The following is a 21,928-nucleotide window of genomic DNA, read 5'->3' as shown; positions in this document are numbered from 1 at the left end:
TCTGACTCAAACGAGTTTTTCCAGCTCCGGCAGAATCTCGAACAGATCGCCTACCAGGCCGTAATCGGCAACCTGGTAGATGGGCGCTTCTTCGTCCTTGTTGATCGCGACGATCACTTTGGAGTCCTTCATACCTGCCAGGTGCTGGATGGCACCGGAGATACCCACCGCGATGTACAGCTGCGGCGCAACGATCTTGCCAGTCTGACCAACCTGCATATCGTTCGGCACGAAGCCGGCGTCGACCGCGGCGCGCGAAGCACCAACCGCGGCGCCGAGCTTGTCGGCCAGCGAGTACAGATGCTTGAAGTTGTCACCGTTCTGCATGCCGCGGCCGCCGGAAACGACGATCTTCGCCGCGGTCAGTTCGGGACGGTCGGACTTGGCCAGCTCTTCACCCACGAAGCTGGAGACGCCAGCGTCGCCAGCACCCGAAACCTGCTCGACGGCGGCCGAACCGCCTTCGGCGTTGACCGGGTCGAAACCGGTGGCGCGGACGGTGATGACCTTGATCGGTGCGTTCGACTGCACGGTAGCGATGGCATTACCGGCGTAGATCGGACGCTTGAAGGTGTCGGCACTTTCAACGGCGATGATTTCGGAAATCTGATCGACGTCTAGCAGCGCTGCAACGCGCGGCAGGAAGTTCTTGCCATTGGTGGTGGCCGCGGCCAGCACGTGGCTGTAGCCCTTCGCCAGCTCGGCGATCAGCGGCGCGACGTTTTCCGGCAGCTGGTGAGCGTAGGCGGCGTTGTCGGCGACCAGTACCTTGGCGACGCCTTCGATCTTGGCAGCCGCCTCACCGATGGCGCCGCAACCGGAGCCGGCAACCAGCACGTGAATGTCGCCGCCGATAGCTTTTGCAGCAGCCACGGTGTTGAGGGTCGCAGCGGCCAGAACGGCATTGTTGTGTTCAGCGATAACCAGGATAGTCATTTAGATTACCTTCGCCTCGTTCTTCAGTTTCTCGACCAGTTCTGCCACGGACTTGACCTTGATGCCGGCGCTGCGAGCAGCCGGCGCTTCGACTTTCAGGGTCTTGACGGTGGAGCCGGTAGATACGCCAAGCGCGTCGGGCGTCAGGACTTCCAACGGCTTCTTCTTGGCTTTCATGATGTTCGGCAGCGACGCATAGCGCGGCTCGTTCAGGCGCAAGTCGGTGGTCACGATGGCCGGCAGGTTCAGCGCAACGGTCTGCGCGCCGCCGTCGATTTCACGCTCGACATTAACCTTATCGCCTGACACTTCGACCTTCGAAGCGAAAGTACCTTGGGCGAAGCCAGTCAGCGCACCCAGCATCTGGCCGGTCTGGTTGTTGTCGCTGTCGATGGCCTGCTTGCCGAGAATCACCAGTTGTGGCTGTTCCTTGTCGACCACGGCCTTGAGTAGCTTGGCCACGGCCAGGGAGTTCAGCTCTTCGGTCGACTCGACCAGTACGGCGCGATCTGCACCCAGTGCCAGCGCGGTACGCAGTTGCTCCTGGGCAGCGGTCGGACCAATGGAAACCACGACGATCTCGCTCGCGACACCCTTCTCTTTCAGGCGCACGGCTTCTTCCACGGCAATTTCGCAGAAGGGGTTCATCGACATCTTGACGTTGGCGAGGTCGACGCCGGAGTTGTCCGCCTTAACGCGAACCTTGACGTTGTAATCGACCACTCGTTTGACTGTTACCAGTATTTTCATATTGTCTCCGATTGCAGGCACCACAGAGGTGGCGGCGATCAATTGGTGCGTAGTGATTGAAGGTAGCGGCGCAAGGCAAAGCCCAGAGATAGCACCGTCAACGCGATGAAGAACCAGTCGATGGGGCCACGAATAAACACATCGAAACTGTTGCTGCTGATCAGCAGGGAACGACGGAAGTTGTCTTCCAGCATCGGCCCCAGGATGAAACCGATCAGAAACGGTGCTGAGGCAAATCCGGTACGGTTGAAAATGAAGCCGACCAGGCCGAACACCAGCATGACAGCGATATCGAAGGTGCTGTTGTTCACGGCGTAGGCGCCGTAGATGCAGAACATCAAAACGATGGGGAACAGGATCCGCTTGGGAACGTCGGCAATCCGGGAAAAATACCGGATCGCCAGCTTGCCGGTACCGAACAACACCACGGAGCTGAGCATGATGCCGCAGAACAGCGCGTAGATCAGATTCATGTTCTCTTGGAAAAGAATCGGTCCGGGAGTCAGTCCATGGATCATGAAAGCGCCGAGGATGATCGCGGTGATCACGTCGCCGGGGATTCCCAATGACAGCAGCGGAATCATGGTCGCGCCGGCAACCGCGTTGTTGCCCGCCTCGGCTGCGGCTACACCCTCGATTTCACCCTTGCCGAAATTGTCCCTGTTGGGCGAATTGCGGCGTGCCTCCGAATAGGAGATGAACGAAGCGGCTGTCGCGCCAGTGCCCGGAATGGCACCGATGATCACACCGATGAAGCTGCCTCGAATGATGCTGCGCATGCTGCCTTTGAGCTCCTGCCAAGTCACGTCGGCACCCGCCACGGCGGTCTGGATGTGCTCCCGGGCCCGCGACAGATAGAACTCAAGAATCTCGGGAATGGCGAACAGACCAATCAACAGCGGGATGAAGTTGATACGATCCATCAGATTGTAATTGTCGAAGGTCAGACGCTCGGTACCGTAGACCGGATCCATGCCAACCAGCGCGAGGATCACCCCTAGAGCAGCAGCGACCAGCCCCTTCATCACCGAATCACCGGAAACCGAAATGATGATGGTCAGCGAGAAGCAGATCAGCCAGAAATACTCCGGCGGCCCGAAGTTCAGCGCCAGCTTGGCCAGGTAACCCGCCAGGAAGATCAGCGACAGATTGGAGATGAAGTCGGCGATACAGGACGCGTACAGCGCCATGGACAGTGCCTTCTTGGCTTCACCTTTCTGCGCCATCGGGTAACCGTCCAGCAGCGTGCTGGCCGACGCTGGCGAGCCCGGTGTGCGGATCAGAATGGCAGTGATCGATCCGCCATACATGCCGCCCTTGTAAATACCGACCAGCAGCAGGATCGCGGTGACGGGCTCCATGCCGAAGGTGAACGGCAGCGCCAGGGCTACCGCCATGGTTGCGGTCAACCCGGGTATGGCTCCGATCACGACGCCAATCACCACGCCGACCGCGATCATCAGGATGTTTTCCACGCTCAGGAAAAGGCTGAGCACCTCAAGCATCTGGTCCATTTCATAATCTCATCAAGCGGGTACTCAATATCCCCAGAGCGAGCCGTAAGGCAGGGGAACATTCAGGCCATAGTCGAAGGCCAGGCAGATACCGATCGGCATCGCAACACCCAGCAGATAAATGCCAATGCGCCTGACCCCCATGGCTACGAACAGCAACATCGTGGCCAGCACGCCACAGACCGCCGCGCCCAGCAGCTCGAGCCCGAAGTAGTAAACGGCGAAGGCCAGCAACGGCAGCAGCCATTGATGGAGCGGCAAGTCGCGCAGTTTGGTGTATCTTTCTTCCCGCTCACGCTTCGGGCCAAACATCGTGCCGAGCACCAGACCGATACCAAGCAACAGAATCATCCAACCCATGATCTGAGGAAGGACCAGGGGCGACAGCAGCGGTGACTGAAGCCTGCGAGGCTCAACGATGTACGCTGGAACCAGATAAAACAGAAACGTAAGGGATGCCACGATGAGAACCAGACCGGCAGCTGCATCGACGCTGGCAAGCCTGGAGACTCTCTGGCGAATGGCGGTGTTTTTCATAATCCATCCAGTTAGGCAGAGGCGTCCCGCGCGGCGACGCCCCCTTGAAGCTATTGAGGCTTATTCGCCGAGTCCGGCGGCTTCGACCAAATCAGCCCACTGCTTGATATCCCGCTCGACCATGGACTTGAACGCTTCCCCGGATTCCTTGCCGGCGACAGCGCCCAGCTGCGGTAGGAAATCCTCGAACGCCTGGCTTTGCATGACGTTTTGCACGCCGGCCTGCAGCTTGCCGTAGGCCTCGTCGGACATCGAGGCGCTCCCAATAAGACCGAACCAGGCGGAGGTGGCAAAGTCGGACAGCCCCTGCTCAACACCAACGGACTGCACGGTCGGCACGTCCGGCAGGAAGGGCGAAGGCTCGCTGGTGCTGACAGCCAGTACCCGCAGTTGCCCCGACTTGATCATTGGATAGACAGTCGGCAGGTTCTCGAATGAAAAGTCGACATCACCCGACAGCAGTGCCGGAAGCGCCTCGCCACTTCCACGGAACGGAACGTGGGTCATCTGGGACGCACCGATCTTGGCTTTGAACAGTTCACCCGACATATGGATGGAGCTGCCGATACCAGGCGAGCTGAAGGAGGTCTGCTCGGTCTTCGCGGCTTGCACGAACTCTTCGAAGGTCTGGAACTTGCTCTTGGCCGGTACGACGAGGACGTTAGGGATATCAATAATGTTCTGAATAAAGCGGAAGTCTTTTACTGGATCATAGGCCAGGGGATAAAGACTCGCGCCAACAGTGTGCCCCGGGGACGCCATCAGCACGCGGTAATCGGCATCGCGCTTGGAAACCCGGGCCAGTTGCGCGGTGGCAACAGTGGTGCCCGCACCCGGGCGGTTCTCGACGATAACGTTCACACCCAGTTCCGTGCCCAGAAGGTCGGCCACCCGACGGGACAGGATATCCGTGGAGCCACCGGCGGCGTACGGAACGACCAGTGTGATGTTCTTGGACGGCCAATCGGCAGCCTGGGCGGCCGTACCGAGCAGCGGAAGCAACACGGCAGCGCTTGTCGCCACCAGCATTTTCATCAACTTGTTCATATTATCTCTCTTGTGGTTGCGTATTTGATGACCCGGCATGTCGCAACATGACCGGGCTTACGTCCAGCTCAGGCAGTGAGCCAGTACCGGTTACTGGATGGGTTACGTGAGTTGCTCGATGACCCCCTTGTCTTTCAGAACATCCAGCGCATCGGCTGAAAGCCCCAGGACAGATTTCAGAACCTGCTCCGTGTGCTCACCGAGCATCGGCGCAGGCCGCTTGTACTCGACCGGCGTGCCCGAGAGCTTCACCGGGCTCCCGACCATCCTGAAGTCCGGGTTCTTGGCGTGCGGGATATCGACCAGCATGTCGCGCGCCAGCACCTGCGGCTCGGCCAGGGCGCGGCCGATGTCGTTGATCACGCCGACTGGTACCTTCGCCGCATGGATCCGGGTGACCCAGTTGTCGGCGGTGTCCTTGAGGAAGTGCTCGGACAGCAGCCCGACGATGGCGTCGCGGTTGCGCACGCGGTCGGCGTTTTTGGTGAAGCGCGGGTCCCGCGGCAGTTCCGGCAGGCTGATGGCATCGCACAGGGCTACGAACTGAGTGTCGTTGCCACAGGCAATGATGAAATCCATGTCGCTGGCAGTGAACACCTGATATGGCACGATGTTGACGTGGGCGTTGCCCTGACGGCCCGGCGGTTTGCCGGTGCTCAGGTAGTTCTGGCTCTGGTTGCCCAGGGCCGCCACCTGCACATCCAGCAGCGCCATATCGCAGTGCTGGCCGCGACCAGTCTTTTCACGTGCCAGCAACGCCGCCTGAATGGCGATGGTGGAATACAGGCCGGTCATTACGTCCGCCACGGCCACGCCCACCTTCTGCGGGCCGGCACCCGGCACACCGTCCTTCTCGCCGGTGATGCTCATCAGACCGCCCATGCCCTGGATGACGAAGTCGTAGCCGGGCTCTTCGGCGCGCGGGCCGGTCAGACCGAAACCGGTGATCGAGCAGTAGACCAGACGCGGATTAAGCGTCGACAGGCTGTCGTAGTCCAGCCCGTACTTGGCCAGCGAGCCGGCCTTGTAGTTCTCGATCAGCACGTCGGAGGTTGCCGCCAGTGCTCGCACCAGCTCCTGACCTTCCGGCGTGGCGATGTTCACAGCCACCGACAGCTTGTTGCGGTTGGTGGACTGGTAATAGGACGCCTCGATGCTGTTCTCGCCATCCGGCGTTTTCATGTGAGGCGGGCCCCAGCCACGGGTGTCATCACCCACACGCGGCCGTTCGACCTTGATCACTTCGGCGCCAAGGTCGGCCAGCACCTGGCCGCACCAGGGGCCAGCCAATACACGACTCAGGTCGAGCACCCGAATCCCACTCAATGCACCCATGTCTCTTACCTTTTCAACACGGCCGGCGCAGAACGCCGCCGACCTGGTTCAGATGAGCAAACGGTCTTTGCTCAGACGCGCTCGATGACCATGGCCAGGCCCTGGCCGACACCGATACACAGGCTGATGACCGCGTAGCGCTTGCCGCTGCGCTGCAATTCGCGCGCGGTGGACAGTGCCAGGCGCGCCCCGGAAGCCCCCAGCGGATGACCCACGGCGATCGCGCCGCCGTTCGGGTTGACGCGCGGGTCGTCGAACGCCACATGCAGGCCCTTCAGACAGCCCAGCACCTGCGAGGCGAAGGCTTCGTTGATTTCGATGATGTCCATATCGGTCAGGCTCAGGCCAGCACGGGCCAGTGCCTTGTTGATGGCTTCCACCGGTCCAACGCCCATGATGCGCGGCTCGACGCCGGCAACGGCGGCGGACAGGATGCGTGCCATTGGCTTGAGGCCGTGCTTCTCGCCAGCGGCCTGGCTGCCCATCAGCAGCGCGGCGGCACCGTCGTTTACGCCCGAGGCGTTACCCGCGGTGACCACGCCGTCTTCAAACAGCGGGCGCAGCTTGGTCAGTGCGGCCATGTCGGATTGCGGACGCGGATGCTCATCCTCGGCGATCACGCTCGGCGGGGTCTTGCGACCGGTCGGCACGCTCACCGGCACGATCTCCTCGGCGAAGAAACCAGCCTGGCGCGCGGCTTCGAACTTGGCCTGAGAGGCAGCGGCAAAGGTGTCGGCCTCTTCACGGCTGATGCCAAATTCGAGGGCCACGTTGTCGCCAGTCTGCGGCATGCTGTCGTTGCCGAACTGCTCGATGATTTTCGGGTTCGGGAAGCGCGCGCCGATGGTGCTGTCGTACATCGTGAAGTCGCGGCTATAGGCCTTCTCGGCCTTGGCCATGACGAACGGGGCGCGCGACATGCTTTCCACGCCGCCTGCAACGAACAGTTCGCCTTCGTTGCAGGTGACGGCGCGTGCAGCATCGACGATCGCGGCCAGGCCACTGGCACACAGGCGGTTGACGGTCTGGCCGGGCACGGTGACCGGCAGGCCGGAGAGCAGCACGGCATGACGGGCGATGTTACGGCTGTCTTCACCAGCCTGGTTGGTGTTGCCGAGAATCAGGTCGTCAACGGCAGCCCCGTCAACGCCGGTGCGCGCAATCAGCTCGCGGATCACGTCGGCAATCAAATCATCCGGGCGAACCGGAGCCAGACCACCGGCGTGGCGACCGAAGGGAGTACGCAGGCCTGCGTAGATGTAGGCGTTCAGCATGATGATACCTATAAAGGAAAGGGTTATATGGTGGACGGCTCATCCAGGCGCAGCGATAGCCCCAGCAGGGCACGGCGACGCAGCCAATGGCTCGGGCGATAACGCGGGTCGCCGGTCACGTTCAGCATGCGCTCGAGTATGGTCAGCAGGCGACGCGGACCGAGGCTGTCGCCCCAGGCCAGCGGACCCTGCGGATAACCCAGGCCCAGACGCACGGCCTGATCAATGTCTTCGGGGCTGGCGATTTGCTGCTGAGCGATGTCGCAGGCCAGGTTGACCACCATGGCCAGCACGCGCTGCGCTACGAAACCGACGCTGTCGCGAATCACTGTGACGCCCACGCCATCGCGGGCGAACAGCGCATGGGCGGCAGCGCGCATGTCCGGACGGGTAGCCGGGGTCATCATCAGCGTGCGATGGCGAGACAGATCGGTCAGCAGGTCCACGCACACCGTGCGGGCGGCATCCACGCCGAAGCGGTTGGCTGCGGTGGTGGCGTCATCGCCGTACGGCGCAATCAGGCACAGCGCCTGCTCGGAAGGACGATCGCCCTCCTCCACCTGCGCGCCCAACGCATCGAGCAGCTCGGCCAGCTTCTGCTGGTCGTCTGCGCGCTCGGTGGCGACCCACACTGGCGGCAATTGCTCGACGCTCGGCACCGGTTGCGGTCGCGGCGCATCGACCATCTGGCCGTTCTGGTAGCGGTAGAACCCCTGCCCCACCTTGCGGCCCACGCGGCCGGCCACCAGCATCTGGCGGGTCAGCGGGGACGGCGTGTAGCGCGGGTCGTTGTAGAACTGGGTATAGATCGATTCCATCACCGGATGGGAAACGTCCAGCGCGGTGAGGTCGAACAGCTCCAGCGGGCCCATGCGAAAACCGGCGCCTTCGCGCAGGATGCGGTCCACATCGCCTTGCGGGGCGACACCCTCACCGAGGATCTTCAGGGCTTCGGTACCGTAGGCACGGCCGGCATGGTTGACGATGAAACCTGGGGTGTCCTTGGCGCGCACACCGGTGTGGCCCATGCGCCTGGCCAGGTCCAGCAGGGCATCGCTGACGGCCGGATCGGTGGCGATACCGTCGATGACTTCGACCACCCTCATCAATGGAACAGGGTTGAAAAAGTGAAAGCCGGCGACTCGCTGCGAATGCTGACAGGCTGTGGCGATGGCGCTCACCGAGAGCGACGAGGTGTTGGTCGCCAGGATGCATTCGGCGTCGACGATGCCTTCGAGCTGAGTCAGCAAGCCGCGCTTGGCATCCAGATTTTCGACGATGGCTTCCACCACCATGTCGCAACCGGCGAGCTCTTCGATGGCGGTGACAGGCTTGAGCAGCGCCACGGCAGCATCGGCGGAGGCCTGGTTGATCTTGCCTTTGGCCACCAATTTGTCGAGGGTATTCGCGAGATTGTCGCGGGCCGTCACGGCTGCGCCCTCTCGGGCATCGTACAAACGCACTTCCACGCCAGCCTGTGCAGCGATCTGGGCGATGCCGGCACCCATTACGCCGGTGCCGACCAGCCCCATGATGTTAATCGAGCGAGCCATACTTACTCCCCGCGGTAGGTGGGTTTGCGCTTTTCGAAGAAGGCGGCCGCGCCTTCCTTCTGATCAGCGGAATCGAACAGCAACTGGAACGCCTTGCGCTCCAGGGTCAGTGCGCTGTCCAGTGGCAGATCAGCGCCGGCCAGCATCACTTCCTTGATCTGTTGCACGGCCAGCGGCGGCAACGCAGCAATTTCGCTGGCCAGCGTCAGCGCGCGAGCAAGAGTCTGGTCGTCCGGCACTACTTCGCTGACCATCCCAATGGCCAACGCCTCGGGCGCCTTGACCATGCAGCCGGTCAGGGCGATGCGCATGGCCTGGAACTTGCCCACGGCGCGAATCAAACGCTGGGTACCGCCAGCGCCCGGCATCAGGCCGAGCTTGACTTCCGGCTGGGCAAAACGGGCCGACTCGCCGGCCACGATGATGTCGCAGTGCATCGCCAGTTCGCAGCCGCCACCCAGGGCGAAGCCATTAACGGCGGCGATGACCGGCTTCGGACAGCGGGCAATCGGATCCCATAGCAACTCGGTATGACGGCCATACATCTCGATCGGCGAGGCGCTGGCAAACTCCTTGATATCCGCACCTGCGACGAAGAACTGCTCACCACCGGTAAGCACGACGGCGCGAATGTCGTCACGCCGGGCGAGCGTGCGGAAGTGCTCAGCCAACTGATGACGCACGCTCGCATTGAGCGCGTTCTTGGCTTCGGGACGGCTGATACGCACGACGGCGACACCATCATGGGGATACTCCAGCAGTACGACTGGATCGAGTGGTTGGCTCATCTCTGCTCCGCTTTTGGTCACGCAGACATGTCTGCTATGCGAAACTGCATTTCGCTTTTTCGTGGGGCGATAGGTTTTAACGTTGTTTTCTTTAAATGTCACCCCCCTGACATACGACTTTTGTCGAAGAAACCGTCGCAATAGCGGTCTATACCCAAAATAAACGTTCAGGGAAAGCAACCCTTGTCGAATGTCCGCTATGCGGAATACAATTTCGAAAACTTGATTTTATAAAAAAAGAGGCTCTACCATGCAACGCAGGATTAAGGATCGGTCCCCGGATCAGGACTCGCTTTTAGAGACCGAACGGGTTCTGCTCGATCCGATATCGGCTCTCGATGAGGAGGAAAAGGACCGCCAGTTCGTCACCGCGCTGGCCCGGGGCCTGGAGTTGCTGCGCTGTTTCAGCCCGCGCGAAAGCGTGCTGAGCAATCAGGAGCTGGCCCGCAAGGCCAACCTGCCTCGGCCGACCGTTAGCCGGTTGACTCACACGCTGACGCGCCTGGGTTATTTGAAGCAACTGCCCCAAGGCAAATACCAGCTGGACGTCGGTGTGATGTCGTTTGGCTACGGGATGCTCTCCAACCTGTCGATTCGGGCTGTAGCGCATCCTCTAATGGAACAGTTGGCCAACCACGCAAATGCGGCGGTGGCGATGGCGGCCCGGGACCGGCTGCAGATGGTTTATCTGGACGTGGTGCACGGCCAGGGCAACCTCACGATGCGGCGCCAAGTGGGTACCCATCTGCCCTTGCATCTGAGCGCTGCGGGACGTGCCTGCCTGGCTGGGCTGCCGGAAAACGAGTGCGATTTTCTACTGGACCGTATTCGCACCCGGCATCCCGAGGACTGGCCCAAGCTCCGAAAAGGCCTGGAAAAGGCCTTCCGGGACTACGCCGACTACGGCTACTGCCTGTCGATCGGCGAGTGGCACCGGGATGTGAATGCGGTTGCAGTGCCCATGACGCATGCGCAGCACGGGCTGCTGGCATTCAACTGCGGCGGCCCGAGTTTTCAGCTCTCGCGCGAAAAGCTGGAAGAGGACATCGGACCGCGGCTGGTCCACATGGTTAGCAACATCGAGGCCAGCACCCGCTGATGAAGAAGCGGGTCGTGCCTCGTCGATATGACGCGTCCGACCATCGGACCCTCGAGGAGTAACACATGATCCGCGATCCGGAAACATTGCAAATCCTGCTGGATTCCATCCGCCAGTTCGTCAACGAAGCGTTGATCCCGCGCGAAAACGAAGTTGCCGAAACCGACTCGATGCCGGCGGACATCGTCGAGCAGATGAAGGAAATGGGCCTATTCGGCCTGACCATTCCCGAGGATTTCGGGGGGCTGGGCGTGACCATGGAAGAGGAAGTGAACATTGCCTTCGAACTGGGCCGCACGTCCCCGGCGTTCCGCTCCTACATCGGCACCAACAACGGCATTGGCTCCATTGGAATCCTGCTCGACGGTACAGACGAGCAAAAAGCCAAGTACCTTCCCAAGCTGGCCGCTGGCGATTTCCTCAGCGCCTTCTGCCTAACCGAGCCGGACTCCGGCTCCGACGCCGCCTCGCTGAAGACCACCGCCGTTCGCGACGGTGATGTCTACGTCATCAACGGTACCAAGCGCTTTATCACCAATGCGCCGCATGCAGGCATCTTCACCGTGATGGCTCGTACCAACCGCGAAATCAAGGGCGCCGGTGGCATCAGTTCGTTCATCGTCGAAGCCCAAACCCCAGGCGTCACGGTCGGCAAGCGGGATCACAAGATGGGCCAAAAAGGCGCGCATACCGCCGACGTGATTTTCGAGAACGTTCGCGTACCGGCCGAAAACCTGATCGGTGGCAAGGAAGGCGTCGGCTTCAAGACCGCCATGAAGGTGCTCGATAAAGGTCGTCTGCACATCGCCGCACTCTCCGTAGGCGCCGCCGAGCGCATGCTCGCCGACTCTCTGCAGTACGCCATCGAGCGCAAGCAGTTCGGCCAGCCCATCGCCGAATTCCAGCTGATCCAGGCCATGCTGGCCGACAGCAAGGCCGAGATTTACGCTGCGCGCTGCATGGTGCTGGATGCCGCGCGCAAGCGCGACGAAGGCCTGAACGTCAGCACCGAGGCATCCTGTGCCAAGATGTTCGCCACCGAGATGTGCGGCCGCGTGGCCGACCGAGGCGTGCAGATCCATGGTGGCGCCGGGTACGTCAGCGAATATGCCATCGAGCGATTCTACCGCGACGTGCGCCTGTTCCGCCTGTACGAGGGCACCACTCAGATCCAGCAAATAATCATCGCCCGCAACATGATCCGCGAAGCACAGCGTTAACGCAGTGCAAGGGAGCGTCGAGTGTGCTCTGGAGCGCTCTTGGTTATCGAGCAATCGTCGATAACCAAGGGCTCCCTACCTGCGAACAGCTGATTACCGCTGTGTCTGCGACAGCGGGTCCGTTCCCTGCTTCTGAAACGCCGCAAGAAAGGCTTTCAAAGCGGGTGAGTTATTTTCCGGATGCCAGGCCAGAGCTAGCTCAAGCAGTGGCGTCTCTTCAACCAGCGGTATGGCTGTCGCACCGTGCGGGAGCGAGCGGATATAGGTTCCGGGGTTCGCTGAACTGCGGCTTCGGTTAGTTCATGCATGGCATGGGAGCCGCCGCGCGACGAGCGATACTTTAGCAGGCTGATCCGGTAACGATGATTGTCTTCGCCTACCGCAGTTCATCTACCTTAACGAAAACCGTTAGCGCCTTATCTGGACCCTGCGACGAGGACACCAAATTTGTCGGGCCGGATAAGTAACAGGTGTACAGGCGTCAAGGTCTCTATTTCAAATGCTGGCGGCATCTCGAACATGGAAGCGAGTATCAAGCCGTAGTTGGTCGAGGCCATGAAGCACGACTACGACCTGCTGAAAAAAAGACATGGATATCACCGATCTGGTTTTCGCCGCCTGGATCAGCGAATCCTACCTCAAGCGCGCGTACGCAGCATCTGACCTGGACTACGAGGCAGTGCAAACCATAGTCAGCCGGCTCCACGCGCCTCCCGGTCGTAATCCCGCTGAGATCTGTTGCGCCGCTAAAGGCAGCGTGGCCTTGGACAGCACCGCGGACATACTCGCCGCCGAAGCAAAGGCCACAGCCGACGGCTCTGCCATCTACGTCATCTACGACCACGTCAACCTCACCGGGCTGAAGCTGTTCGACAAAGATCAAGCACCCGAGCGAACAGCGAGCCCGCAACTTTTGTTCTCGCTACCAATGCAAGTTAGGGCTCTAGCGCCAAAGCTGAGCGTGATGGATGAGCTACCAACCAGTTTCAAATCAAAGGGGCAGCTTTCGGCCCAGAAGCGGTCGGTCGACTTCCTCGTATATTGATGCCATTCAAGTCATTGAAAGCTTCTGCTCTATCTGGTCGGGACAAATATAAGCCGAGGGTGCCGCGTATTCCTGGATCCGACAAGGTTGCTTCAAAGCCGCGAAATCAGCTCGAATCCTTGCATCACCGGAACGCTTGCTTCCTTCTCAACCGCCTCGGCAGCTGTGCACTGCGCGGGCATAAAAGGCGGCTCAGGGTGTGTTGCGCTCAGGACTACGGCTCGCGGGGCGCGCCACATGATCAGTGCGGATGTCCTGACTTCACGCTCTTGCTACAGCCAATGGCTGCGCCAACCTGAAACCTGGTAATGGCAGCTTAAGCGAGACCACTGCAGCGAACATGAGCAGCACGCCGGAACTGCCAAAAGCGACCCAGTGCGTACCGAAGTGCTCATACCCCCACCCGCCAAGCCATGAGCTGATCATCGCTCCCACCTGATGGCCCAGGTAAGCGGTTCCATACATAACCCCAACCAGCCGCACGCCATATACATCCGCAAGGATGGCCGACGAGGTTGCAATACTGCCCGCCCAGACTATCCCACCAATGGTGGCTGCGATGTACAGCTCCCAGTGAGTACCGACCAGCAGAAGCGCGAAGAAACCCAACCCCCGAATGAAGTAGATGGCGGCCAGAATATTTCTACGCGGCACTCGATCGGACAATCGGCCAAGCACCAAAGTCCCGGCAATCGCCACTAGGCCGATCAGGCCGATGCCGTAGGAGCTGGTCATGGCATCGAAGCCGTGATCCATCAGCATGGGCACGCCATGTGTACCCAATAGATTCATGCTGTATCCGCACGCGAACAGGCCGAACACAATCTTCCAGAACGGAGACGTATGCATGGCGGCATTCAATGTAAGTCCACTCGCCGCAGCATCATTGGCGGAGGCGGGGGAACCCGCTTTGGCCGGTAGCAGATCCGAGTTCTGTGGCACTTCATCCCGAATGATGAACAACGCCGCCGGTACGGTTATCAACACGAATGCAACAGCAAAGGAGACGAGACTGGTTTGCCAATTATATGACTCGATTGACAGTGTCAGCACCGGTGTAACGACCGCCATGCCCGCCATCGAGCCAGTGGACAGGAAGAACAAAGCCATACCGCGCTGCCGAGTAAACCAGCGGCTGATAACAGGTGTAAGGGCTACGGGGCTGGTAAACGCAAGACCAATGGACAACAGCACACCGAACGAAAGGAGAAAGGTGAATGGGGTGCGCGCAACAACTGTCCAAGCCGTTGCGCCTACGACGATTGCTGTGCCAAGTAACAGTACGCGGCGCGTTCCAATGCGCCCAACGAGATAGCCAGCCAGAGGCATCGCAAGTCCATAGAACAGCATGCCAATCCCGACGATGGTCGCGAGAAGACTGCGGCTAAACCCCAGGTCTTTCGCCATCGGCAAAAAGAACGGGCCGATGCCGAGGCGCATCCCAACGGTCAGCAAGGTGAGGAGCGTGGCGGCCGCAACGATGTTCCATCCGTGATACCAGTTACGTTCCCAGAGCGATGACAAAATCTGTCGCAATCCTGGCTTTGATTTCATCGAACGCTCCTCGAGTAAGTAGATGACCGCCTTCGCCGCTCAAGTACGTCGTGGCTACGCGATAGGTATGTCTAGTGTCCGTTTCTGGTATGCAAACTACGGTTTGAACCGGCCAAGCAGTGATCATCAATGCCACTGCCTGGCCCTATCACTGATGTCCCGCTTTCATCCGTAACATATAGCTTGGCGCGCCGCTGCAGCGCTTGGCGCTCTAAACGGATGTACCGATGACGGCGCCCTGCGGTCGCGTCCACGCTACGTTCAGTATGGCAACAGCGAATTGGCTTCATCCTCTGTAATCTCGGCCTCAGCCGCTATTTGCGCAATGACGGCTTGGCGACGCGCAGCATCGGGCGAAGCCAACGGGTCTGTTGGAAGCAGCTTATGGATCAAGACCAGGTAGGCGAGCCCCAGGCGACGGTAGTCCTGACATTGAACCGCCTCCCACATCATGAAGACTGCACTAGCCAGGTTGTACAAGGCGGTTGCAGCGCGGCGGATATCGGCAGACATATCAGCGCGAGCCACACCCTCGACCGCGGCTATGGTGCGATCGAGAAGCTTCGACGCGAGGTTCATCCCCTCTTTCGGCAGCCGTGAAGAGCATTCTGCGAGCAGGCTGGAAAGGTGCTCGCAAAGAGGCATCAGCGCTTCATCGCGAACGGAGGCTCGAACGACGTCGAGCGCGACGATGTTGCTGGTACCTTCCCAGATCGAACCAAGGTGGGCGTCGCGCAGGATACGGGCATCGCTCCACTCTTCGATGTAACCGAGCCCTCCCCTGAGCTCCATGGCGTCGCCTGCTACCTTGCGGGCGTCGCGGCACGCCCTGAACTTGATCAGAGGTGTCAGTATCCGCAAGCATTTCTGGGCGCGCGAGTCCCCGGCGTCTGCCTTGGCCAGCAAGGTCGCGGTTTGCATGAACATGGAGCGCGCTTGCTCGGTCGGCAGGCTCATCTTGATCAATTGCCGCTGAACGAGTGGCATGTCGACAAGGCGCCTACCGAATGCCCGACGGGAACGGGCGATGAATACCGATTCAGTCAGGGCGCGACGCATCAACCCGGCCGAACGAACCCCGTTGGACAATCGGGACATATTGACCATATCGGCCATCTGCTGGAAACCGCGGCCAATTTCACCAATCAGAAAAGCGGTCGCCCCTTCCAGAGTGATCTCACCGCTGGCCATTGAGCGCGTGCCCAACTTGTCTTTGAGGCGGACGATCCGGTAGGCATTCGGAGAACCATCGGCCTGAACCCGGGGAAGCAGGAACAGGCTGACGCCTTTCATACCCTCGGGAGCATCCTTGGGCCGAGCCAATACCATTGCGAGATCTGCGTCCGGATTGGAGCAGAACCACTTTTCACCAGAGAGTTTCCATTGGCCCTGCTCGTACCTAGCGGTTGTCGAAATCGCCGATATGTCCGAGCCGGCTTCACGCTCAGTCATGAACATCGCTCCCTGAAAAAGCCCGCTCAGTTCCCTGGCGGTCAGCGCCGGTAGATAACGCGCAATGAGCTCGGGATCACCGAACTTTCGCAACGTTCTGGTCAGCGAGTCGGTCATGCTGACGGGACAGCACAAACCAAACTCGGCTTGCACGAACAGATAAGTTAACGAGTATTTGACCAACGGCGAGGGCGCATCCTTCGTATGGCTCATCGCTGCCAGCCCTAGCTCAGCAAACGCCACCTGCTCCAATGCAACATAGTCCGGGTGTTTGCGGACCTCCTGAAGGTCATCCCCCCGTCGGTTGCGATGCTGCAGCACCGGCGGGTTGTGATCCGCTGAGAGTGCAAGCTCGTCAAGCTCCCCCCCTGCACGAGCCCCCAACCGCTCCATGACCGGACGCCATTGTTCGAACTCAGATTCCGTAAGGTAGACGGCGAGTAACCGGCCCAGCGCGGGATCAACTGTGTAAAGGTTGAGCCCGCGGCTATCCGGGATGTTCGCCTGAGGGATTGGTACAGCGCTATCTAGTCTGGTCATGTTTGCCTCCGGCCTAAGCGAGCCTACGGCGAGTACGCTCACGCCGAATCGACAACGTGTGCCCCAGGTACAGGGTTATCACGATCGCCAGCCCGAACATGTCGGAGTAGATCTCGGGATAGATGAACAGCCCTCCCGCCAGCAGAACGATTGCTCGCGCGAAGATGCCAAGGTGACCGATGCGGTAAAGGTAACCCTCGAACCCAGAGGCCAATAACCACATTGCCAGGACAGCTGTCAGTGCGGACTGAACGATCCCTGGCCAGGCGCCCTGAAGTATCAAGGAGGGGTTGATGACGAATAGAAATGGGAGAACGAAGAGAACGGCCCCCATGCGCATGGCATAAAAGCTCGTCTTGGTCGCGCCGGCGCCTGCCAGATTGGCAGCCGTGATCGCAGACAGCGCAACCGGTGGCGTGATGTAGGACATCATTCCCCAATAGAGAATGAACAGGTGACTCGCAAGCGGATTGAGCCCGGCCTCCACCAGCGCGGGAGCCAGCAGGATCGACAGGAAGATGTAGACCGCACTCACCGTCATGCCCATTCCCAGCACGAAGCTCGTCACGGCACCGGCAATAAGCATCAAAGCGATGTTGCCGTCGGCGTACAGCAGGAGCTCACGCGCGAACGCTCCCGCCACCCCCGAGTAGGACAACCCACCGACGACGAGCCCGATCCCGGCCAGGATCGCAACGAGATTGGCGACGCTCGTGCTCAATTCCTTGAGCAGCGTCAGCGCACCTTTGGCATTGAGTCGCCCATGTCTTTTGAACAGCGCAACGGTGATCAACACCAAGCTCGCGAAATAAGGGGCATAGGCTTCGATGCGCATGATCAGCATCATGTAGATGAGCGCAACGAGGCTAAATAGATAAGGCCAACCTGCCTTCAGCGTGCTCCATAAGCTTGGTATCTCGCTCGCTTCCAGGCCTTTCAAACCGTTACGTGCGGCGTAAATATCGACCTGAAATACGAGCACAACGTAGAACAACAAGGCGGGCAGTACCGCCGCCACCATGACCTCGGCATACGAAACGCCTAGGAATGAAGCCATGATGAAGGCGACGGCGCCCATCACCGGCGGCATCAGCGTTCCACCCGTTGACGCGCAAGCCTCCACCGAAGCCGCGTAGTGCGCCGGATAGCCCACCCTTTTCATGGTCGGGATGGTGATCGGTCCCGTGGAGAGGATGTTCGAGATCGCGCTACCGGACAGGCTTCCCATCAGCCCACTGGACAGCACAGCCACCTTGGCTGGCCCCCCGCGGCTCCTGCCCATCAGCGCAGTAGCAAAGTTCATGAAGAACTCACCGCCGCCGGTGACCGTTAGGGTCGCTCCGAAAACGATGAATCCGATGACCAGATTCGCCACCACCTGCATCGGAATACCAATGATGCTTTCGACACCCATGACATGAGCGCGCACGGTTTCTGCCAGCGAGTATTCGTTACCCCACAGAAAACCCGGCATGTATCCAGCAAACAGCGGGTAGCTGCCGAACAGTAGCGCGACGAAAAAGACAACGGTGCCGGCGCATCGCCGGAGCGCCTCGAGGACAATTACCAACAGAACGGAAGCAACCGCAGTCGCTAACAACGGCGCCTGATAGTCCCAGCCTTGCTCGATGATTGTTTGGCCGTTGTAACCCAAATAAAGCGACACTCCGAGCACAACCGGAACAAGGACCCAATCGTACCAAGGCACGCGTTGAGCGTCGGCCTTCCGAGCGGGATAGCAAAGAAACGCGACGGCCAGAAACAGGCCAATCAGATAGTAAAGGTAGGCATTTCCCATAGGCTGGAAGCCAAAGAGCTTCAACGAAAAGGTCTGATTGATCGTTGTAAGCAGGCCCGCCCCACCCAAAAAGATGGCCAGATAGAGTGCAGCCCCTGACAGCCGCCCACTGTGCAGTTCGTTCGCGGTGTCAGCATCTAGGTTCGAAGCCATGAGATCACCATCCACAAAAATTTTTAATGAGGCTGCTACGGGCAGCGATGAGACCGCCTCGTAGCAGATGGAGGCTCTTCGGGCGAACCGTTAGTCGAGCTTGTTGATGGCCTCGGTGCGCTGGGCCTGCCAAAGCGTGTCGAACGCCTCGTCGGACATGTCTTTGCCCTCTTGAACGGCTCCTTTCCAAGCCGTTTTAAGCGCTTCCAAGCGCGCCATGCGCTTGTCGTTCCACGCCTGCGCGTCTTCGCTCCAGACGCCCTTTTCTTTCAGGTATCGGATGGCTCCGTCGTGAAAGGGAACGTCTAACGGAGGCACGCCGGACTGGCTCAGCTCCCACCGCGGCATTACCGAGGTGGCGTCCTTATAGACGTCATAGGTCTCGTCCAGCGCCTTGATGAAGGCATACGCGTCCTTGTCATCCAGGTCGCAGCGAACGACCACCATCGGGTATCGATACGCGACCATGTTGACCGGGTGCTCTTTGGTTAAACCGGCACCTACCGATTCGGCGAATGGGGAGAATATGGGCGCAACCGTTCCCATTTTCTTCCACCCTGCTGCATCGTCCGGCGGAATGTCCAGCCAGCGAATCCCTCGGGGCGATTCCGCCAACTCATACATCTGACTGGGCGTGGTTACGGTAAAGGTGGCGTCGGCCTTGCCTTCGGCCAGTGAACTCATAGCTGAGGCATACGTCGGGAACGAAATAGCCTCGACGTCGGCTCCGGACAGGCCGCCAAAGGCCAACAAAGCATCAAGCTTTACGTTGATCGATGGATTGCCGGCAACGTACGCCACACGCTTGCCCTTCAACTCCGAGACCGAATGAATATCTGCATCGGCTGCAGTTACCAGGCCGCCGGAGGCAGGTCGCCCCGCCAGTGCGCACAGGTTTTGCGGTCCCCACTTGCGGGACGCGAAGTCGTAAATAGCCTCAGAGGCAAAGAAGGCTTCGGTTGCCAGAAACGCATAGTCGGTGCGGCCGTGCACGAGCGGCTGCAATCGGCCGATCGATGACCCGGACGGCTGGATGCGGATTCGCGTGTCGAATTTACGGCTGAACGCGTCGGCAATGGCCGAGGCTTCGGCATAGCCTGAAGAACCTACATCGTAGGCGCCCCATGTCATGGATTTCGGCAGCTCCTGTGCTTGTGCGCCAACGGCCGCTACGAAGCTGCCGAAGGCCAGAATGCTGCCGAGGAGGTATTTAGGGTACGTGGTGAACATGGCTGAACCTCAATATTGTTGTTTTGGTGAAGGCCGGCATTAGCTCACCGGCCAAGTCTTGCCCTGATCCTGCACCGCCGCGTTCTCGCTTGGCGTCCGACGTCGCTTGCTCACTTCGCAGACGCTACACAGCTCGAGTGGCCGTTTTCACTCGTAAGCGAACGCCGGGGTGCGCATGCAGACCCCGGCAAGTCGCTCGCGGATGACCGTGTCGGCCTGCTCGACGAGTCGAGTGACCAGTGATCTGCAACTCGGTACGTCATCAATCAGTCCCTGGACCATTCCAGCCGACCAGACACCATGGTCCGGATCGCCCGTCTCGTAGACCATGCGCCCACGCAGCCCCGAAACGAGAGGTGCCAACTCGTCAAATGAAGCACCCTCCACCTCGCGTGAGCGAACATCTCCGCTGACGGTGTTACGCGCCACACGGACCGTGTTGCGCAGAGTTCGCAGGATCAGATCGGTGCCTCGCTCATCGCCCTCAACGAGCCTTTCTTTGATGCGGTGATGGATAGGGCTTTCCTCTGTACACATGAACCGTGTGCCCATGCTGATGGCGTCTGCGCCCAGAGCAAGCGCGGCTACCAACCCGTACCCGTCAGCGAAGCCGCCCGACGCTACCAATGGCACGGACAGGCGCCGGGCTGCGGCAGGAATCAGAACAAGCCCCGGGATATCGTCTTCACCGGGATGCCCTGCGCACTCGAACCCATCGATGGAAACCGCGTCCGCGCCCAGCTGCTGCGCCTTCAAGGCATGCCGCACCGAGGTGCACTTATGGATCACCTTGACGCCGTGGCTACGAAAGTCAGCGATATGTTCCTGAGGATTGCTTCCAGCGGTCTCCACAATTGTTACGCCTGCTTCGATGATCGCGGCTCGGTACTCGGCATAGGGCACGGGCTTGACCGTCGGAAGCACCGTCAAGTTGACCGCGAAAGGCCGATCGGTCAGCTGCCTGCAACGTTCGATCTCCTTGTAGAGCGCCTCAGGACTTGGCTGCGTGAGCGCCGAGAGCGTGCCCAGCGCTCCTGCGTTGGCCACCGCAGCTACCAGCTCCGCGCGGGCTACCCACTGCATGCCGCCCTGCATGACCGGGTGTTCAATGCCAAAGGTTTCGGTAAAGCGGGTTGTCAGCACAGCCATGAGCGGCTCCTCAGATCGGGTCCCATGCAAAAACGTCCGGACTCCGGTCCAGCCCCATGAAGCTACCGCGCAAAGCCGGCATGCCGTGCCCCGCAATATGCTCCGGTGTCCAACCGACATCGCTGTGGACACTGCGCAACGGTCGACTTTGGCTCATCAGGAACAGCTCATTGTGGCGGGCCGCAAAGACCTGACCATTTACCTCGCGGGCCGCATCGGACGCCAAGTAAACGGCCAATGGGGCGTTTTTCTCGGGAGTCATGCGCTGAAGCTTCTCCACACGGGCCTTCTGCTCTGGCGTCTCGGCAGGAATGGAGTCCGTCATGCGACTCCAGGCAAATGGAGCAATACAGTTTGACCGGACGTTGTATCGCTGCATGTCGAGCGCGATCGACTTGGACAGAGCGACGATGCCGAGCTTGGCCGCCGAGTAGTTGGCCTGACCAAAGTTGCCGATCAGCCCCGAGGTGCTGGTCATGTGAACGAAGGCGCCGCTTTGCTGTGCGCGGAAATGCTCCGCTGCGGCCCGGCTCACAAAGAAACTGCCGTTGAGATGCACATTGATGACCGACAGCCAATCGTCGGCACTCATCTTGTGGAAAATGGCGTCGCGCAGAATGCCTGCGTTGTTGATGACGATATCCAGCCGGCCGAACGCATCGAGCGCGCTTGCCACGATTCGCTGCGCCCCGTCCCACTCGGAAACGCTATCGGTGTTGATCGCCCCCTCGCCACCGCCCTGCTGGATCAAGCCGAGGGTTTCCTCGGCCGGTGTGGCAGACCCGCCCGCCCCCTGAAGAGACACGCCAATATCGTTGATCAGCACCTTCGCCCCGCTTTGAGCGAGTGCTACGGCGAGTTCGCGACCGATGCCGCCTCCGGCGCCCGTTACGATCGCCACCTTGCCTTCGTTCAGTCGTTCAGTCATTGCCCTTTCCTATTGTTCGTTATGGT

Annotated in this window: 18 protein-coding genes; 3 read left to right on the top strand and 15 right to left on the bottom strand. The window is 60.2% G+C overall.

Annotated features, from left to right (window positions below):
* Positions 1-6: 6 nt before the first annotated feature.
* From AAGW23_RS10690 to AAGW23_RS10650, 9 genes are all read right to left on the bottom strand, one after another.
* Positions 7-936 (bottom strand): electron transfer flavoprotein subunit alpha/FixB family protein, encoded by a 930-nt coding sequence (locus AAGW23_RS10690; protein WP_342406461.1) that lies wholly within the window; start codon positions 934-936, stop codon positions 7-9.
* Positions 937-1,686: an electron transfer flavoprotein subunit beta/FixA family protein gene (locus AAGW23_RS10685; protein WP_342406460.1), complete on the bottom strand. Its 750-nt coding sequence runs from the start codon at positions 1,684-1,686 to the stop codon at positions 937-939.
* A 38-nt stretch (positions 1,687-1,724) separates the two neighbouring features.
* Positions 1,725-3,200, bottom strand: coding sequence for a tripartite tricarboxylate transporter permease (locus tag AAGW23_RS10680; protein WP_158188561.1), 1,476 nt, complete (start codon positions 3,198-3,200; stop codon positions 1,725-1,727).
* Between the two features lie 24 nt (positions 3,201-3,224).
* Positions 3,225-3,737, bottom strand: a complete 513-nt coding sequence (locus AAGW23_RS10675) for a tripartite tricarboxylate transporter TctB family protein (RefSeq protein ID WP_342406459.1) — start codon at positions 3,735-3,737, stop codon at positions 3,225-3,227.
* 60 nt (positions 3,738-3,797) lie between these two features.
* Complete coding sequence (locus AAGW23_RS10670; protein ID WP_125882676.1) at positions 3,798-4,784, bottom strand: Bug family tripartite tricarboxylate transporter substrate binding protein; 987 nt, start codon at positions 4,782-4,784, stop codon at positions 3,798-3,800.
* A gap of 102 nt (positions 4,785-4,886) precedes the next feature.
* Positions 4,887-6,119, bottom strand: a complete 1,233-nt coding sequence (locus AAGW23_RS10665) for a CaiB/BaiF CoA-transferase family protein (protein WP_342406458.1) — start codon at positions 6,117-6,119, stop codon at positions 4,887-4,889.
* A gap of 71 nt (positions 6,120-6,190) precedes the next feature.
* Positions 6,191-7,393 (bottom strand): 3-oxoadipyl-CoA thiolase, encoded by a 1,203-nt coding sequence (locus AAGW23_RS10660; protein WP_342406457.1) that lies wholly within the window; start codon positions 7,391-7,393, stop codon positions 6,191-6,193.
* 23 nt (positions 7,394-7,416) lie between these two features.
* A complete protein-coding gene (locus tag AAGW23_RS10655) occupies positions 7,417-8,946 on the bottom strand; it encodes a 3-hydroxyacyl-CoA dehydrogenase (protein WP_342406456.1) in 1,530 nt (509 codons plus the stop codon).
* Positions 8,947-8,948: 2 nt separating this feature from the next.
* Complete coding sequence (locus tag AAGW23_RS10650) at positions 8,949-9,734, bottom strand: enoyl-CoA hydratase (RefSeq protein ID WP_342406455.1); 786 nt, start codon at positions 9,732-9,734, stop codon at positions 8,949-8,951.
* Between the two features lie 250 nt (positions 9,735-9,984).
* Between AAGW23_RS10650 and AAGW23_RS10645 the strand changes: the two genes are divergently transcribed.
* From AAGW23_RS10645 to AAGW23_RS10635, 3 genes are all read left to right on the top strand, one after another.
* Positions 9,985-10,833: an IclR family transcriptional regulator gene (locus AAGW23_RS10645; protein WP_125882681.1), complete on the top strand. Its 849-nt coding sequence runs from the start codon at positions 9,985-9,987 to the stop codon at positions 10,831-10,833.
* A 65-nt stretch (positions 10,834-10,898) separates the two neighbouring features.
* The gene (locus AAGW23_RS10640; RefSeq protein WP_342406454.1) at positions 10,899-12,053 is read left to right on the top strand and encodes an acyl-CoA dehydrogenase family protein; all 1,155 of its coding nucleotides are present in this window, start codon (positions 10,899-10,901) and stop codon (positions 12,051-12,053) included.
* 589 nt (positions 12,054-12,642) lie between these two features.
* Positions 12,643-13,098 carry a hypothetical protein gene (locus AAGW23_RS10635; protein ID WP_342406453.1) on the top strand — a complete coding sequence of 152 codons (456 nt, stop codon included), beginning with the start codon at positions 12,643-12,645 and terminating at the stop codon, positions 13,096-13,098.
* 261 nt (positions 13,099-13,359) lie between these two features.
* On the opposite strand, the gene AAGW23_RS10630 is transcribed toward AAGW23_RS10635, so the two are convergent.
* From AAGW23_RS10630 to AAGW23_RS10605, 6 genes are all read right to left on the bottom strand, one after another.
* Positions 13,360-14,652, bottom strand: coding sequence for an MFS transporter (locus AAGW23_RS10630; RefSeq protein WP_342406452.1), 1,293 nt, complete (start codon positions 14,650-14,652; stop codon positions 13,360-13,362).
* Between the two features lie 261 nt (positions 14,653-14,913).
* Complete coding sequence (locus AAGW23_RS10625) at positions 14,914-16,644, bottom strand: acyl-CoA dehydrogenase family protein (protein ID WP_342406450.1); 1,731 nt, start codon at positions 16,642-16,644, stop codon at positions 14,914-14,916.
* A 13-nt stretch (positions 16,645-16,657) separates the two neighbouring features.
* The gene (locus tag AAGW23_RS10620; RefSeq protein WP_342406448.1) at positions 16,658-18,610 is read right to left on the bottom strand and encodes a TRAP transporter fused permease subunit; all 1,953 of its coding nucleotides are present in this window, start codon (positions 18,608-18,610) and stop codon (positions 16,658-16,660) included.
* A gap of 75 nt (positions 18,611-18,685) precedes the next feature.
* On the bottom strand, positions 18,686-19,825 hold the full coding sequence (locus tag AAGW23_RS10615; protein WP_342406447.1) for a TAXI family TRAP transporter solute-binding subunit: 1,140 nt from the start codon (positions 19,823-19,825) through the stop codon (positions 18,686-18,688).
* 147 nt (positions 19,826-19,972) lie between these two features.
* Complete coding sequence (locus AAGW23_RS10610) at positions 19,973-20,974, bottom strand: nitronate monooxygenase (RefSeq protein WP_342406446.1); 1,002 nt, start codon at positions 20,972-20,974, stop codon at positions 19,973-19,975.
* Between the two features lie 10 nt (positions 20,975-20,984).
* Positions 20,985-21,902, bottom strand: a complete 918-nt coding sequence (locus AAGW23_RS10605) for an SDR family NAD(P)-dependent oxidoreductase (protein WP_342406445.1) — start codon at positions 21,900-21,902, stop codon at positions 20,985-20,987.
* Between the last annotated feature and the right edge of the window lie 26 nt (positions 21,903-21,928).

The sequence above is a fragment of the Stutzerimonas chloritidismutans genome (assembly GCF_038562055.1).
Taxonomy (GTDB): domain Bacteria; phylum Pseudomonadota; class Gammaproteobacteria; order Pseudomonadales; family Pseudomonadaceae; genus Stutzerimonas; species Stutzerimonas chloritidismutans_A.
This window is presented reverse-complemented; position numbering and strand designations above follow the sequence as displayed.

Excerpts from the sequence above, each read along its gene's own strand:
- AAGW23_RS10635 (WP_342406453.1), top strand. The coding sequence starts at position 12,643 with ATGGATATCACCGATCTGGTTTTCGCCGCCTGGATCAGCGAATCCTAC.
- AAGW23_RS10680 (WP_158188561.1), bottom strand. The coding sequence starts at position 3,200 with ATGGACCAGATGCTTGAGGTGCTCAGCCTTTTCCTGAGCGTGGAAAAC.
- AAGW23_RS10605 (WP_342406445.1), bottom strand. The coding sequence starts at position 21,902 with ATGACTGAACGACTGAACGAAGGCAAGGTGGCGATCGTAACGGGCGCC.
- AAGW23_RS10615 (WP_342406447.1), bottom strand. The coding sequence starts at position 19,825 with ATGTTCACCACGTACCCTAAATACCTCCTCGGCAGCATTCTGGCCTTC.
- AAGW23_RS10665 (WP_342406458.1), bottom strand. The coding sequence starts at position 6,119 with ATGGGTGCATTGAGTGGGATTCGGGTGCTCGACCTGAGTCGTGTATTG.
- AAGW23_RS10645 (WP_125882681.1), top strand. The coding sequence starts at position 9,985 with ATGCAACGCAGGATTAAGGATCGGTCCCCGGATCAGGACTCGCTTTTA.
- AAGW23_RS10675 (WP_342406459.1), bottom strand. The coding sequence starts at position 3,737 with ATGAAAAACACCGCCATTCGCCAGAGAGTCTCCAGGCTTGCCAGCGTC.
- AAGW23_RS10670 (WP_125882676.1), bottom strand. The coding sequence starts at position 4,784 with ATGAACAAGTTGATGAAAATGCTGGTGGCGACAAGCGCTGCCGTGTTG.
- AAGW23_RS10630 (WP_342406452.1), bottom strand. The coding sequence starts at position 14,652 with ATGAAATCAAAGCCAGGATTGCGACAGATTTTGTCATCGCTCTGGGAA.
- AAGW23_RS10650 (WP_342406455.1), bottom strand. The coding sequence starts at position 9,734 with ATGAGCCAACCACTCGATCCAGTCGTACTGCTGGAGTATCCCCATGAT.
- AAGW23_RS10610 (WP_342406446.1), bottom strand. The coding sequence starts at position 20,974 with ATGGCTGTGCTGACAACCCGCTTTACCGAAACCTTTGGCATTGAACAC.
- AAGW23_RS10685 (WP_342406460.1), bottom strand. The coding sequence starts at position 1,686 with ATGAAAATACTGGTAACAGTCAAACGAGTGGTCGATTACAACGTCAAG.
- AAGW23_RS10640 (WP_342406454.1), top strand. The coding sequence starts at position 10,899 with ATGATCCGCGATCCGGAAACATTGCAAATCCTGCTGGATTCCATCCGC.
- AAGW23_RS10660 (WP_342406457.1), bottom strand. The coding sequence starts at position 7,393 with ATGCTGAACGCCTACATCTACGCAGGCCTGCGTACTCCCTTCGGTCGC.
- AAGW23_RS10690 (WP_342406461.1), bottom strand. The coding sequence starts at position 936 with ATGACTATCCTGGTTATCGCTGAACACAACAATGCCGTTCTGGCCGCT.
- AAGW23_RS10625 (WP_342406450.1), bottom strand. The coding sequence starts at position 16,644 with ATGACCAGACTAGATAGCGCTGTACCAATCCCTCAGGCGAACATCCCG.
- AAGW23_RS10655 (WP_342406456.1), bottom strand. The coding sequence starts at position 8,946 with ATGGCTCGCTCGATTAACATCATGGGGCTGGTCGGCACCGGCGTAATG.